Source organism: Paenibacillus harenae (genome assembly GCF_030812415.1).
Taxonomy (GTDB): Bacteria; Bacillota; Bacilli; order Paenibacillales; family Paenibacillaceae; genus Pristimantibacillus; species Pristimantibacillus harenae_A.
This window is the reverse complement of sequence record NZ_JAUSST010000001.1, coordinates 822,776-837,413: the sequence shown is the minus strand read 5'-3', so window position 1 is coordinate 837,413 and position 14,638 is coordinate 822,776. Positions and strand designations below refer to the sequence as shown.

Here is a 14,638-nt window from a genome sequence, read left to right as displayed (position 1 = left end):
CTTTGGCAGCGCATGCTGTCGCCATCGGATGGAAGGGGTTTGTTGCATTTTAAGGAAATAAGAACGATATAATGAAGCGTTGAAGAGAAGAAGTACAAAGGCTTATGCCCAGAGAGCAAGGGGAATGCTGCAACCTTTGCCATAAAGCCCTGTACGTTGTCGTCTCGGAGCTGTTGAAGGAAAGCGATACTCTGCTGTCAAGTCGCAGCGAGGCGAGCGAGTAGACTCAACCGGATTGGCACACGTTAGCGTGCGGCAGACAAGGCGGTCGTCTTGTCTCATGAGGCTGAAGTGGCAACATTTCGGCAAAGCAGGGTGGTACCGCGAGAAGATAATCCCTTTCGTCCCTTTGGCTTGGCAGCTATATGCTGACGCCAATGGATGAAAGGGTTTTTTTATTATTTATATAGGTGAAATCGATAGCAATAAGCGATGAAGAGAAGCGGATACGAGTGCCTTATGTTACAGAGAGCAGAGGGAACGGTGCAACCTTTGCCATCAGGCACGTAGACGGTCGTCTCGGAGCTGTTGAAGGAAAGCCGGAATACGCACGGCGTATTTTACGGTGAGTAGACTCAATCGGAATGGCACACGTTAACGTGCGGCAGACAAGACGAATGTCTTGTCTCATGAGGCTGGGATGGCAACATTTCGGCAAATCAGGGTGGTACCACGAAAAGCTAACCCCTTTCGTCCCTTTGGCTAGTCAGCGCATGCTGGCGCCAGGGGAGGAGAGGGGTTATTTATTTTCAACAAAATAAACAAGCGGAGGGATTGGAATGAACGAACGCAGAATAATGTCGAAAGATAAGGCGAAGGTAACGGCAACGGATTTCATTACAGGCTCGGAGGCGCTGCTGCGCTGCCTGCAGGCAGAGGGCGTAGATTGCGTATTCGGTTATCCCGGAGGAAGCGCGCTTTACATCTACGACGCAATGGTAGGCAATCCGGACTTCAAACATATTCTGACTCGGCATGAGCAAGGCGCTGTCCATGCGGCGGATGGCTACGCCCGCTCGACGGGAAAAACAGGCGTCTGTCTCGCGACCTCCGGTCCCGGGGCGACGAACCTCGTTACGGGCATTGCGACCGCTCATATGGATTCCGTTCCGCTCGTTATTATAACGGCAAACGTGTTCCAGTCGCTCAAAGGCTCGGATGCGTTCCAAGAGGCGGATATTCTATCGATCACGATGCCGATCACGAAGCATAGCTACTATGTTAGCGACGCGCAAGAGCTGCCTCGCATCGTTCATGAGGCGTTTCATCTTGCGAGCAGCGGCAGGAGAGGGCCGGTGCTGATCGATATACCGAAGGACGTATCCAATCAGAAGCTGCAATACGAGCCGTACTCCTCCGGCATCGATATTCGGGGATATGAGGCCGTAACAGACATTGATCCGATGGGTGTGGATGAATTGCTGCAAGCGATTAGCGAGTCGGAGCGGCCGGTAATTATAGCCGGGGGCGGAGTCGTATATGCAAGCGCAGCGGATGAACTGCTGGCATTCGCCGAGCGAACCCGCATGCCCGTTGCGACGACGCTGCTTGGGCTGGGCGCATTTCCAAGCGCGCATGAGCTATGGCTTGGCATGCCCGGTCATCACGGCACATTTACGGCCAACATGGCAATTCAACAAGCTGATCTTATTTTGTCCATTGGCTCCAGATTCGACGATCGGGTAACGATGAAGGTGGACGGCTTCGCGCCGCAAGCGAAACGAATTGCGCATATCGATATCGACCCGGCGGAGATCGGCAAAATCGTCAAAACCGACATTGCCTGTATCGGCGATGTGAAAGAGGTGTTGAACTACGCCAATCCGAGCGCTCGCAGAGCCAAATCGGACCGTTGGATTGAAGAACTGAAGCTTAGCATGAGCGCGCATCCGCTGCGTTATGCGGATTCCGAACGGGTGTTGAAGCCGCAATACGTCATAGAGATGATTAACGATACCACGGGCGGTGAAGCGATTATTACGACCGATGTCGGCCAGCATCAGATGTGGACGGCGCAGTTCTATAAGTTCAAATACCCGCGTTCGCTCATCACATCGGGAGGCTTCGGTACGATGGGCTTCGGATTCCCGTCGGCTATCGGCGCCCAGATCGGCAACCCTCGCCGGCTTGTCGTTTCGATCAATGGCGATGGCGGGATGCAAATGTGCGCGCAGGAGCTCGCTATATGCGCGATTCATCAAATTCCGGTCAAGATTGTCGTGATTAACAATCAAGTGCTCGGCATGGTTAAGCAGCAGCAGGAGCTTATGTACGACAAACGCTTCAGCCAGATCGACCTTGCAGGCAGTCCGGATTTCGTTATGCTTGCCGATGCTTACGGCGTTAAGGGGCTTAGAGCGAGCACGAAGGAAGAAGCCGAGCGCATATGGCAGGAAGCGCTGGCTACGCCTGGTCCTGTCCTGCTGGAGTTCGTTGTTCCTTCGGACGAGAATGTATATCCGATGGTGCTTGGCGGCACGACGCTCGATCAAATGCTGCTCGGGAACTTCGATTCATAATGGTAACGACGTTGTCTTTCTCCGTATGATTTTACGAATAAACGCAAGTGTATGGCTGCGAAAGCCGTACGCTTGCGTTTCTTGTTTTCACTCGTATTGAATCGTCTGAATCGTGCCGTCCTCGTTATAGTGCAGCTCGGTGAACTTGACGCTGCGCTTGTTATCCGCACCGCCCGACAACGAGCAGTCATGATAGAATAGGTACCACTTCTCGTTGAATTGCACGATCGAGTGATGCGTCGTCCAGCCCAAGACAGGAGTCAGGATCGTTCCTTGGTATACATAAGGTCCTTGAGGATCTTTGCTGATCGCGTATACGATCTTATGCGTCGTTCCCGTAGAGTAGGATAAGTAGTAGTAACCGTTATACTTATGGACCCATGGCCCTTCAAAATATCTGCGATCCTCGTCGCCCGCCACGATCGGATTGCCATCTTCGTCAACGATCGAAATTTGCTTCGGCTCGCTCTTGAACGTCAGCATATCCTCATTAAGCTCGGCAACGATCGGACCAAGCGCCGGTTCGGAAGCCGCGGGGCCTTCCGCATCCGGTACAAACGAACCCGTCTGCCATTTCTCTAGCTGTCCGCCCCATAGTCCGCCAAAATATATGTATGCCTTGTCGTCTTCGTCGATGAAGACGGCCGGATCAATGCTGAAGCTGCCAGGAATATAGTCCGGCTGCGGGGTGAACGGTCCGGCAGGGGAAGCGCTCGTCGCTACGCCCAGTCTGAATATATCGTCATGGTCTCTCGCCGGGAAAAACAAATAATACGTATTGTTGCGATAAGCCGCATCAGGCGCCCACATTTGCTTTTTGGCCCAAGGCACGTCCTTGACGTGAAGCGCCTCGCCATGATCGACGCACTCGGAGTCGACGTCATCCAGCGAGAGGACATGGTAATCTTCCATATCGTATTGGTCGCCGTTGTCATTGGAAGTCATTTCGTGATCGAGATCATGGGAAGGATAAATATAGAGCTTGCCTTCGAAAACATGGGCAGAGGGGTCAGCGGTATAGATATGGGTTACTAAAGGCTTGTTCGGTTCAGTCATCGTATCCTCCTAGTGAGTTCCTTAGTTCAAGAAAACGTTTTCCTCCTTATTTTATCAAATAACGCTGCCCAGTAAACCCCAACAATGTTTTGTTATTAGCCCAAAATATTTAGATTTTTGATCTAACGACGGCCATTAACCGAGTTTCTCCCAAGCTTCAGTAATAAGCTCGCCGTTAATGCTAACCGCCGCTAGCGATCCTAGCGATGCTGCGGTAATGGCTTGATACAGCTCCGTTGCGGCGTCTCCTGCGCTATATACGCCAGCGACACTTGTTTTGCCGAAGCCGTCGGCGACGACAGTGCCGGTTTCGGTCATTTTACAGCCAAGCGAATCGGGTAGGTCAGATCCGGCAGCAAGCCTCGGCGCGAAGAAAATACCGGTGCAGTCGACGGCGCTGCCATCCTCAAGCTTAATCCGGCTTACGTAGCCATCAGTCGACTCGATAAGCTGAATCGGTGAATCGTATATGGCAACGTTATGTCTCATAAGCTCTTCGCGCTGTTCAGCGGTCAACTCATCAGGTCCATTCGAGCAGATGACGGTCTGGTTCGACCAGCCGGACAGCACTTTCGCAACATGATGAGCGCCGCCGCCTTTCGCGATAATGGCAAGCGGTCGATCTTGAAGTTCCCAGCCGTCGCAATACGGACATACGAACGCGCTCTTGCCGTATACCTCAGTCAAGCCGTTGATCTCGACGGGGAGATCTCTTTTGCCAACAGCGAAAAGCAATTTTCTCACATTGTATACCGTACCTTGCGTTGTCGTAATCACGAAGCGGCCATCATTGCCTGTCACGGCTGCAGCCTTGTCGTCGACGAAGCGAACAGTAGGGTAGGCGCTAATTTCCTCACGTGCTATTCGTCTGAAATCGGCAGGTTTAGTGCGGTCACGGGTAAGAAAACCATGTATTTCATGCGTAACCCGATTGCGCGGCTTCCCCTCGTCGATTACGACGACGCTTCTTCTTGCTCTGCCAAGCACAAGCGCTGCACTCAATCCCGCTGGACCTCCGCCAATAATGCCTACATCCAATAATTGCTCCATTTTTATCTCCCTTTCGGATCTTTAATATCCATAATATAAGCGCAAGAAGCGTATCACTTCTTGTTTGAAGCTATTATTTGCTTTAGCGCTGAGCCATTCCGGCAGCATCCAACACCGATTGAATCGTATGGCGCTGCAAGTACCGGTGCATCTCCCGCTCCGCGCCATTCATTACCCGCATGATCAGACAGTCCTGTCCGAACGGATGAGAGGATGCTTCATGTCCAGGCTCGTGCGTGTGGGCATTCTCGTTCAAGCATTCGAACATATGCCGGCGCCCCTCGATAACATGAACGACGTCCAGAAAAGTAATTTGGTCGGCCGGCCTCGCAAGCTCGTAGCCGCCGCTTGCTCCGGTCACGGCACGCAGCAGGCCGTCCTGACGCAGCTTGGACATAATCTTGGACAGGTAGCTCTCCGATACGTCCAGCATGGAAGCGAGCTCTTTAATTCCGACATTGCGGCCGCGCTCCGAGCGGGCCAAGTGAAGGAGAGCATGCAGCGCATAACCGGTGCTTTTGGCAAATTGCATGATTCACGCCTGCTTTCTGCTTCTAATTTCGTTAGTTGTGGACTTACAATGTCTATTATAGATAATCGGAGTCCATAATTCAAGCGCAATTTGAATTTGAATACTCGCTCCGGATAGGGGCAGGAAGCTGAAGAGGCCGAACGCTTGGAAGAAAGCGTTTCAGCCTCTTCGTTATCGATTTGTCCTCTGCGCCGATAGAAATTGGGCAAGCAGTACGTTGAATTCGTCGGGTGCGTCGACGTTCGCGCAATGTCCGGCGTTAGGGAGCAGGATGAGATTGGACTTCGGCTCGCATGAATGCCATCGAGCGGCAGCTTCCTTGGCAAGCTGCCTATCATGCGTTCCTGACAGGAGGAGCAGAGGGTAGGGCATGGGGTTGTCTCTTTTGACGAATAGCGCATTCATTCCCGCCATGGCTGCGAAGGATCTTCGATCGAATTTGTCCATCCCTCTCCTAAACAATTCGCGGCCTTGCTCCGAGAAACAAGACACCTTCGTCACGTAAGCTCTGAAACGGTTCATGGATAACAGAACGTATAAGACCCACCTCAAGCCTTCCTTCCGCTGCGCCTTGAGCACTTGCTCGTTAGCCTTGTGAATGGAATAGCCTCCGACAGCGATAACGGAGCGCACCCGCTCCGGATGCCGATCGGCATAAGCTTGCGCGACAAGCGAGCCGAGCGATACGCCTAGAATATGAATCGGCTTATCTATGCGAAGCTGCGTGAGCAGGAGGTTGATAATCTCCGGCATATCCTTCAGCGTCACGTCCGAGCCTTGCGTGCTGCTGATGCCATGCCCGGGCATATCGATCGCGATGAGGTGGTAGTCTGCAGCGAACGCTTGCCATTGTGGCTCGAACAGCTCATGGTCAGCGAAGGCGGCATGCAGTAACAGGAGCGTGTCTTTGTCAGTATTGTGCTCATCGGACATGTAATAGGCAATGCGGGCTTGATTATAATTCAGTATTCGGCTGCGGAACATGATCGTTCTCCCCCATTTGGGCAAGCAGATTTTCGAACCAAATCAGCATGTTTCTATAGTAGTAAGTGCCTAGCTCAAGCGTCTTCATTTGAAATAAAGCGATTTGTTCATAACCCGGAGGCTTTGCCGATCGTTGAATGGCGCTTTCGTATTGCTCATACTCCGAGACGACAGTTCTGAGCTGCTCCGTAATGGCCCCGATAATGACATGCCTCTCGGGGGGCTTCATCACGCCTAGAAAAAACAGCTTCGTCGGTGCATCGTTTTCCAGCCGGCTCGGCGCGATAGGCGACATCATCCATTCAAGGAAATGCGCTCGGCCAGCCTCCGTTATGCGATACAGCTTCTTATGCCGCTTTCCTTCGGTCACTTCGTTGACGGCGATATGGCCATTGCTTTCAAGCTTCTTAAGCGCTGCCTGAATGCTTCCGAGGCTTGCGCTGAAGAACGGAGACGCTTTGCGCTCCAAGGCGCTCTTGAGATCATATTGCGTTAGTTGTTTCAGCATGAGAAAGCCTAAAATGACAAATTCCATCGCACCCGCTACCTTCCTGTTCTTGAAACCGACTCCAGTCTACCATACCTAATAGGTGTATTCAATTGTGAACATTGTATGCTTGTCTGGATAAACCTTCATTTTGCGCCGATTGGTTGGTATACTGGGACAAGTAGCAGGACAAGAAGCGAAGAATGGAGTTTTTCCTATGTATAGTAGCTTGGAGCAATGCATCATCGATCTTGAGAAAAATGGCCATCTGGTGCGGATTAAGGAAGAGGTGGATCCGTATCTGGAGATGGCTGCCGTCCATATGAAAGTGTTCGAGGCGGGCGGTCCGGCCTTATTGTTCGAGAAGGTGAAGGGGACGAAGTTCCGCGCCGTATCGAATCTGTTCGGCACGACCGAGCGGAGCATGTTCATCTTCCGCCAAACATGGGATGCGGTGCAGAAGGTGATGGCCGTGCGCAGCGATCCGATGAGTGCGCTGAAGAGGCCGTTCAGCAATATCGGCACCGGCTTAGCGGCATGGAATGCGCTCCCCGTCAAAAAGTCGCGCAGCCCGTTAGCGCTGCACGAGATCAACATCTCCGATTTGCCGCTCATTCAGAGCTGGCCCATGGATGGCGGCGCGTTCGTGACGCTGCCGCAAGTGTATTCGGAGGACCCGGACAAACCGGGCATCATGAATTCCAATCTCGGCATGTACCGGATTCAACTGAGCGGCAACGATTACGAAATGAATAAGGAAGTCGGTCTTCATTATCAGATCCACCGGGGCATCGGCATCCATCAGGAGAAGGCGACGAGGAAAGGGCAGCCGCTCAAAGTCAGCATCTTCATCGGCGGTCCGCCGGCGCACACGCTATCGGCTGTTATGCCGCTGCCTGAAGGGCTAAGCGAAATGACGTTCGCCGGGCTGCTGGCCGGACGGCGATTCCGCCACAGCTACGTCGACGGTTACTGCATTAGCAACGACGCCGACTTTGTCATAACGGGCGAGATCCATCCCGGCGAGACGAAACCCGAAGGGCCTTTCGGCGATCACCTTGGCTACTACAGTCTGACCCATCCGTTCCCTGTCATGAAAGTGCATAAAGCGTATGCCAAGCCCGGCGCGATCTGGCCGTTCACGGTCGTAGGGCGTCCGCCGCAAGAGGATACGGCATTCGGCAACCTTATTCATGATTTAACCGGGGATGCGATCAAGCAGGAAATTCCGGGCGTGAAGGAAGTTCACGCCGTCGATGCCGCGGGCGTTCACCCGCTGCTGTTCGCTATCGGCAGCGAGCGTTACACGCCTTATCAACAGGTGAAGCAGCCAGCCGAGCTGCTTACGATTGCCAACCGGATACTTGGAACGGGGCAGCTAAGCCTTGCCAAATATTTGTTCATAACGGCCGAAGAGAAGCTGCCGCTCGATACGCATCGCGAAGCCGACTTCCTGGCTTATATATTGGAACGTCTTGATCTGAAGCGGGACCTTCATTTCTATACGAATACGACGATCGATACGCTCGACTATTCGGGAACGGGCATTAACAGCGGCAGCAAAGTCGTCTTCGCCGCTTATGGCGACAAGAAACGCGAGCTTAGCGCGGAGACGCCGGAGTCGCTCAAGCTGCTGCGCGGGTATGACAATCCGCGCATGATTATGCCGGGCATCGCCGTTCTTCAAGCGGCGGCGTTCACCGATTATGACGGCGCGAAGCAGGAGATGGCCAGCCTCGGCGAAGCGATCGCGGAGAGAGGGCCGCTTGATTCATGCCCGATCATCATCATCGCCGACGACAGCACGTTTATGAGCGAGACGATGAGTAATTTCCTGTGGGCGACGTTCACACGCAGCAATCCGTCGCATGATATTTACGGCGTGAACAGCTTCTATGAGCATAAACATTGGTCCTGCGATAATGTGATTATTGATGCTAGAGTCAAGCCGCATCAAGCGCCTCCGCTTATTCCCGATCCGAAGGTCGAGCAAAGCATCGAACGGTTATTCGTCAAAGGAGCAAGCCTTGGGCATTTGAAGATTTAATCCGCGCAGCAGACCCGGGGATTTTTCCTTCGGGTTTTCTTTTTGAAACAGATCTGTGTTGTAGGCAGATTTCTAAACCAGAAGTTGCATTATCGCAAGGGCAAGTCAGACGTCAGGGAGATACATGTATGCCTTCACTATCAAAGCTGCAGGCGGGCTTGCTGCTCGCCTTTCTAATCATTGTATGGGGAATCAATTGGCCCGTATCCAAATATGCTTTGGAATTTATGCCACCGGTATTGTTTTCGGGCATTAGAACGGTGATCGGAGGCGTTTTGCTGCTGATGGTCGCGATTCCGAGAATCAAGCGGCTTCGTCTCAGGGAAACTTGGCCGATTTACGTTATATCGTCGATCGTTAACGTCATCTTGTATTACGGCTTGCAAACGATCGGACTCCATTATTTGCCTTCGGGATTGTTCTCGGCCATCGTGTTCCTGCAGCCGGTGCTCGTTGGTATCTTTTCATGGTTATGGCTAGGCGAATCGATGAACGGATTGAAAATCGGCGGACTCCTTCTCGGCTTTGCAGGCGTCGGCGTTATATGCAGCGGAGCGGGCGGGTTGTCGGGCCATATTTCCGTGGAGGGGATATTGCTTGCGATCGGTTCGGCGCTTAGCTGGGCTTTAGGCACGATATACGTGAAGAAAACAAGTCAGCGCGTCGATCCGATCTGGCTTGTGACGAATCAGTTGCTGATCGGCGGAACTTTCATGACGGTCGTCGGCTCAGGCTTTGAGAACTGGTCCGAAGTGGAATGGAGCCGGGGCTTTGTCATCGCGCTGTCGTTCATATCGATCTTCGTCATCGCGATCGGCTGGATCATCTTCTATAAGCTGATGGACTCCGGCGAAGCGAGCAAGGTGGCGTCGTTTACTTTTCTCATCCCGCTGATCGCGATCCTGATTGGCACGCTGTTCCTGGACGAGCCGTTCACGATGTCCTTGCTGGCCGGCTTGGTGCTTATCCTTCTAAGCATTTATTTAGTCAATCGCAGGACAACGAGCAAAAAAGATCGTGAAGAAGCCCACCGTGCCTAATAAAGCGCAATACTTTTATGGCTATGGGATCGTTTACTACACAGTCACTTAGTTATGTGAAAGCTGTGTAACTGAGATATTAAGAATCTTACTCAACTAAGCTTGCTGATACGTTAGACGATAATGGTAAGCGAGAGCTTATATGCTTTTTGCAGTCACGAACCAAGGGAGTTGCGGTTCCTGTTCGAGCGATTGATGAAATTCAAGAGCAGAAGCATAAAGACGGGCTTGTTTGCCCGCATTGCAAAAACCATTCTGTCGTGCGCTTTGGAAAGTACGAAGTAAAAATACGCACTGGAGAGGTTAAACGTCAACGTTACCGTTGTAAGTCCTGTCGCCAAACGTTTAATACCTTACGAACACCCCTCTGCAACGAACGAGGCGACCTCATATGCGGTTTCGTTTTGTTGAATGCATGATTGAGGGCTTTTCTCTGAGAAAATGTGCAGAGCAGTTAAACGATGAAGTCACGCATGTCACCTTGTTTTACTGGCGGCATAAGATTCTCTCTGCTCTAAAACAGATTCCAACCGAAGCAGATGGCGCTTATGCGAATTTATATAATATGCAATTAACTATATAAGCATGGAGAAAGGCGATTTGTAAACGGTTAAAGCACCGTCAGCAAATCGCCTTTTCATATTTGATGAGTCTATTGAATAAGTGCCCTATTTCATACGAAAGCAGGATTTACCCATGTAGCGTCTTTCCAGGCTGCCGATTTACCACTTCATTGATTGCATTGTCCTCGTCTTGTATTTCCTGTTTCGATGAACTAAACCAGGTGGGTGAAAGTGCTATAACTCGGATAAGAGTAAATGCTCTGGATAGCGGTTTAAGCAATGTGTTCATTACAAAGAGCTGTCTCAGGAGGAGCAATTTATAAAATTGGATTTTTAACGAATAATAAAATTTATCCAAAGTACCTTGCATCGTTAAGTAAAATAGCATATTATTATTAAGTACTCAACTTAATTGAGTAATCGATCTGGAGGTAATGCCTTTGAATGCGGAAATGCTTAAAGGAACTATCGATCTCCTCATTCTGTCAGTGCTTGTCCGGCAAAACAATTATGGTTACGAAATCTCTAAAGCAATCAAAGAACGGACAGAAGGAGAGTTCGAAATTCAGGAAGCTACGCTTTATTTATCCTTGAAGCGGCTGGAGAAGCAGGGAGCGATTTCAGCGTACTGGGGTGACCAAAGCCATGGAGGACGGCGCAAATATTATTCGGTAACCGATGAGGGTCAGAGAATGCTGAAAAAATTCATTGCGGACTGGGAGAAGACAACCGAGATCGTAAATCGGTTCATTTAAAAGACGGAGGTGATAAGATGACGAATTTGACACGAAAAATATTCAGTATGGGGGAACTGAGATATGCTTGGTTATTGCTCATCTCCAGCTTGCTATGCATCGCTACGTTCTATGTTGATGAACAATTTGATCCCGGCGATCAATTTTGGTTATCAATAGCCTATTTTACATCATTTGCGTTGGCAGCTTTTTGGGCTGGTATGAACTACGTCGGACATATTCGAATGAACAACATATATCGGAAGCAAAACGATATTCGGGCCTATGTCGACCAGCTCGCGTTAAGCGGGGAGGACAAGTTGGAGTTGCAGAATTATTTGGAGGATTTTTCCTCGGATCTCGAACTGCATGGGAAGACAAAAGAAGAGGCTGCAAAGGAAGCTATTAACCAGTTTAGAGCCAAAGAATTCCTTTCCATGTCCAAATATACGAGTCCGTTTGAATCTCATGGCCACCATTATTTGCTAGGCTACGGTTTCTTGGCTATCGCTGCAGCTCTCTTCTTTGTACTGATCGATCATGTTTTGGTATCGTTATCGCTGATTATGTTAATTATGAAAACCGTATTGGCAGTTTACGGCACATGCTTCATCGCTTTGTTGATCCTGTATAAAATCTTAGACAGGTTTATTTACCGGAAACTAAGGGACTATTTCTTTTGAAAATTTAAGGAGTGTGATTTCGAATGGAACATTGGATTACGGAGATCATGGACGCTTACGGGTATTTGGGCATCTTTTTACTCATAGCATTGGAAAACTTATTTCCCCCGATACCTTCTGAGGTCATCCTGACATTTGGCGGGTTTATGACCACTACATCAGAAATGACAATAGTCGGTGTCATTTTGGCTGCAACCGCTGGCTCGGTAGCCGGAGCCATCTGTCTCTATGGCGTCGGAAGAATGTTTTCGATCGCTCGGTTGGAAACGATTATTACAAACTACGGTAAAATTCTACGACTGAAGCCCGAAGATATCCGGAAAGCACATGCTTGGTTTGATAAGTATGGCGCTAGGGCCGTATTCTTCGGACGCTTGGTGCCGTTGATCCGCAGTCTGATTTCTATCCCAGCTGGAAGTACGCATATGAGTTTTCTCCCGTTCCTTTTTCTCACGACTATAGGATCCTTAATTTGGAATATCGGGCTTGTCTATATTGGCGCTGCCGTTGGAGCATCTTGGGAAACTATCGTGGGTTACATGGACATTTACTCTAATGTGGTTTATGGTCTATTAGCATTAAGTCTAGCTATCTTTGGCTTTATTTTTATTCGTAAACGGATCATTAAGAGCCATGGATAAAACAGCAAATGAAAAGTATAAATCTATGATCGACGATCTTGTTACTCTGAGGTACGCTTCCCATCATCGATGGATCTTAGAGCAATGCTGGCCGGAGTCTTCTGAGTTTGAAAACATAAATGAGGTTCTCAATGGATTCACGCTTGAGCAGAAACAAACGATTGCTCTCATTGCTCAAAACGCAAGGGACAGCGGAATTCACGATGTTCTCTTATATTTATCGAATAAGATTATTGCCGGTAGTCTTGAGATTAGCATGGATGGCATTCAATTGCTGCCGGAACTCTTTGAGGATGGCATGCATTCCGACTGGGAATACCGGCATGAAGGAGAATAGAAGAGAGGATAGTTCAAGCATTGAAGCGGCAGACCAGAATTCTGGTCTGCCGCTTTGTCATTAAATAGTTCAGTTTATAGGGATTTTTTCATTGTCTACAAAATTGGAGCTTGATCATAAGCGTCGGCGGGCTTCCTCCAGTCAGTGGATCATCCTTTAATCCCAGTCGTCGCGATGCCTTCGGTGAAGTAACGCTGACCGAATAAGAAGATGATCGTTGCCGGAATGACCATGATCATCGTACCGGCCATTATGAGATGCATCGGCGAAGTAAGGCTGCTGCGCAGCGTCGACAGTCCGAGCGCCACCGTGTACATATCTTGATCGTTCAAGTAGACGAGCTGATTCAGAAAGTCGTTCCATACGCCAACGAAGGTGAACAGCAAGACGGCGACCAGCGCCGGTCTTATCAGAGGCAGGATGATGCGGGAGTAGATCGTGAAGAAGCCCGCTCCATCCATGACGGCCGACTCGTCCAAGTCGCGCGGAATCGTCAGAAGAAACTGCCGCAGCAAAAAAATGTTGAACGCGCCGCCGCCGAAGAAGGCAGGCAGGATAAGCGGCAGGAAAGTGTCGGTAAGTCCAAGCTTGGCCCACCCGATATAGGTCGGAACAAGCGTGACGATGCTCGGCAGCAAAATGGTCATGATGACGAGCGAGAACCACATGTTTTTGAGCGGGAACTCAATACGCGCAAAGCCGAAGGCCGCGAGGCTGCTCGTCAGGCCTACTCCGATCAGGACAGGCACGATGATAATAAACGTATTGCCGATATAGAGAAGAAAGTCGACGCGGTTCAGCACCTCCGCATAGTTTTCCCAGCGGAAGGCTTCAGGAAAGAGAATCGGCGGATAATCCATAATTTCACCGAAATCGAGCAACGAGGAACGCAAGATCCAATAGATCGGAAATATAAAGAAGAAAGCAAGCAGACTTAGAAAAAACAGATTGACGAGTTGACCCCGCACGCGGTAATTCATCATTTGCCGCCTCCCTCGTAATGAACCCATCTCGACGAGAGCTTGAACAGCAAATAAGTGAAGAAGCCGACGATGACGAAGAGAACCATCGCAAGCGCGCAGGCGTAACCCATATTCTGATACTTGAACGCTTCGCGGTAGATGAGAAACGAATAAAATAAGGCCGAATCGTTCGGTCCTCCGCCGTTGCGTCCGAGGACATACGTCTGCGTGAAGGCGGTCAGCGAATTGATGAACGCCAATATAACGTTATAGAAAATAACGGGAGACACGAGCGGAATGGTCACCGATCGCAGCTTCCGCCACCAGCCTCCGCCATCGATCTCCACTGCTTCAAGCAGATGTCTCGGCACGTCCTGCATGCCGGCCATGAAGATGACGATAACGTTGCCCGCCCCCCATACGGCAATCAGAATTAACGAAGGAATGACCGAATCGGGTGCGCCGACCCAGTATTGCTTATCTATGCCAACGAAACTAAGCGCGTAATTGATAATGCCGAAGTCGACGTTGAACATCCAAATCCAACAGATTGAGCCGGCTAGAACCGGGATTACGGTTGGCAAATAGAACGCGGCGCGGAAGAACGCTTTCGCCCGTTTGGCGGAGTTGAGCAGCATGGCGATGATAAAGCAGATTACGACGATGGCGACTACGCTGCCAAGCGAGTAATAAGCCGTTACTTTCAAAGATTTGTAGAAGAAGTAGTCATTCGTGAATATTTTCTCGTAGTTCGCAAATCCGATCCATTTCTTGGGCGCCAGTACGGTCCAATTCGTGAAGCTTAAATAGAAACTGTAGATTAACGGCGCTAATGTGAAAATAATAATGCCTAGTATAGAAGGGAGGATAAACAGATATCCCGCCCATATCCGACGCCGCTTATGGCTTCGATAGCTGGCTGGTTGTTCATGTGCCGGCATGATTCACGCCTCCTTCATACAAGATAGTATGGAGGCTGCATAACCTGCAGCCTCCGTGCTTG

At 50.3% G+C, this 14,638-nt stretch carries 14 protein-coding genes and 1 pseudogene; 8 read left to right on the top strand and 7 right to left on the bottom strand.

Going from position 1 to position 14,638, the window contains the following annotated elements:
• The first annotated feature begins 779 nt into the window (after window positions 1-779).
• Entirely contained in the window at window positions 780-2,519 is a 1,740-nt protein-coding gene (ilvB, locus tag J2T14_RS04005; protein ID WP_307467970.1) for a biosynthetic-type acetolactate synthase large subunit, read from the top strand.
• 87 nt (window positions 2,520-2,606) lie between these two features.
• Here ilvB and J2T14_RS04000 read toward each other — a convergent pair whose 3' ends face one another.
• The 5 genes from J2T14_RS04000 to J2T14_RS03980 all read right to left on the bottom strand — a co-directional run bounded on the left by J2T14_RS04000 (window position 2,607) and on the right by J2T14_RS03980 (window position 6,676).
• Complete coding sequence (locus J2T14_RS04000) at window positions 2,607-3,575, bottom strand: glycoside hydrolase family 43 protein (RefSeq protein ID WP_307205460.1); 969 nt, start codon at window positions 3,573-3,575, stop codon at window positions 2,607-2,609.
• A gap of 135 nt (window positions 3,576-3,710) precedes the next feature.
• A complete protein-coding gene (locus tag J2T14_RS03995; RefSeq protein WP_307467968.1) occupies window positions 3,711-4,625 on the bottom strand; it encodes an NAD(P)/FAD-dependent oxidoreductase in 915 nt (304 codons plus the stop codon).
• 82 nt (window positions 4,626-4,707) lie between these two features.
• Window positions 4,708-5,157, bottom strand: a complete 450-nt coding sequence (locus tag J2T14_RS03990) for an Rrf2 family transcriptional regulator (protein WP_307467965.1) — start codon at window positions 5,155-5,157, stop codon at window positions 4,708-4,710.
• A 171-nt stretch (window positions 5,158-5,328) separates the two neighbouring features.
• Window positions 5,329-6,141 carry an alpha/beta fold hydrolase gene (locus J2T14_RS03985; RefSeq protein WP_307467962.1) on the bottom strand — a complete coding sequence of 271 codons (813 nt, stop codon included), beginning with the start codon at window positions 6,139-6,141 and terminating at the stop codon, window positions 5,329-5,331.
• Window positions 6,113-6,676, bottom strand: a complete 564-nt coding sequence (locus J2T14_RS03980) for a PadR family transcriptional regulator (protein ID WP_307467959.1) — start codon at window positions 6,674-6,676, stop codon at window positions 6,113-6,115. The genes J2T14_RS03985 and J2T14_RS03980 overlap by 29 nt, the downstream gene beginning before the upstream one ends.
• Window positions 6,677-6,845: 169 nt before the next feature.
• Between J2T14_RS03980 and J2T14_RS03975 the strand changes: the two genes are divergently transcribed.
• The 7 genes and pseudogenes from J2T14_RS03975 (at window position 6,846) to J2T14_RS03945 (ending at window position 12,673) form a co-directional block, all read left to right on the top strand.
• Entirely contained in the window at window positions 6,846-8,675 is a 1,830-nt protein-coding gene (locus tag J2T14_RS03975) for a UbiD family decarboxylase (RefSeq protein WP_307467956.1), read from the top strand.
• Window positions 8,676-8,803: 128 nt separating this feature from the next.
• Window positions 8,804-9,715 (top strand): DMT family transporter, encoded by a 912-nt coding sequence (locus J2T14_RS03970; RefSeq protein ID WP_307467953.1) that lies wholly within the window; start codon window positions 8,804-8,806, stop codon window positions 9,713-9,715.
• Between the two features lie 191 nt (window positions 9,716-9,906).
• A pseudogene (locus tag J2T14_RS03965) lies at window positions 9,907-10,241 on the top strand (transposase); the annotation flags it as partial.
• Window positions 10,242-10,712: 471 nt separating this feature from the next.
• Window positions 10,713-11,033, top strand: a complete 321-nt coding sequence (locus J2T14_RS03960) for a PadR family transcriptional regulator (RefSeq protein WP_307205452.1) — start codon at window positions 10,713-10,715, stop codon at window positions 11,031-11,033.
• A gap of 17 nt (window positions 11,034-11,050) precedes the next feature.
• Window positions 11,051-11,695, top strand: coding sequence for a hypothetical protein (locus J2T14_RS03955; protein WP_307467950.1), 645 nt, complete (start codon window positions 11,051-11,053; stop codon window positions 11,693-11,695).
• A gap of 23 nt (window positions 11,696-11,718) precedes the next feature.
• Entirely contained in the window at window positions 11,719-12,336 is a 618-nt protein-coding gene (locus J2T14_RS03950) for a DedA family protein (protein WP_307467949.1), read from the top strand.
• Window positions 12,329-12,673, top strand: a complete 345-nt coding sequence (locus J2T14_RS03945; protein WP_307467948.1) for a DUF6547 family protein — start codon at window positions 12,329-12,331, stop codon at window positions 12,671-12,673. The genes J2T14_RS03950 and J2T14_RS03945 overlap by 8 nt, the downstream gene beginning before the upstream one ends.
• 149 nt (window positions 12,674-12,822) lie before the next feature.
• Here J2T14_RS03945 and J2T14_RS03940 read toward each other — a convergent pair whose 3' ends face one another.
• Window positions 12,823-13,656 carry a carbohydrate ABC transporter permease gene (locus J2T14_RS03940; protein ID WP_307467943.1) on the bottom strand — a complete coding sequence of 278 codons (834 nt, stop codon included), beginning with the start codon at window positions 13,654-13,656 and terminating at the stop codon, window positions 12,823-12,825.
• Entirely contained in the window at window positions 13,653-14,576 is a 924-nt protein-coding gene (locus J2T14_RS03935) for a carbohydrate ABC transporter permease (protein ID WP_307467940.1), read from the bottom strand. Before J2T14_RS03935 ends, J2T14_RS03940 begins: the two co-directional genes overlap by 4 nt.
• Between the last annotated feature and the right edge of the window lie 62 nt (window positions 14,577-14,638).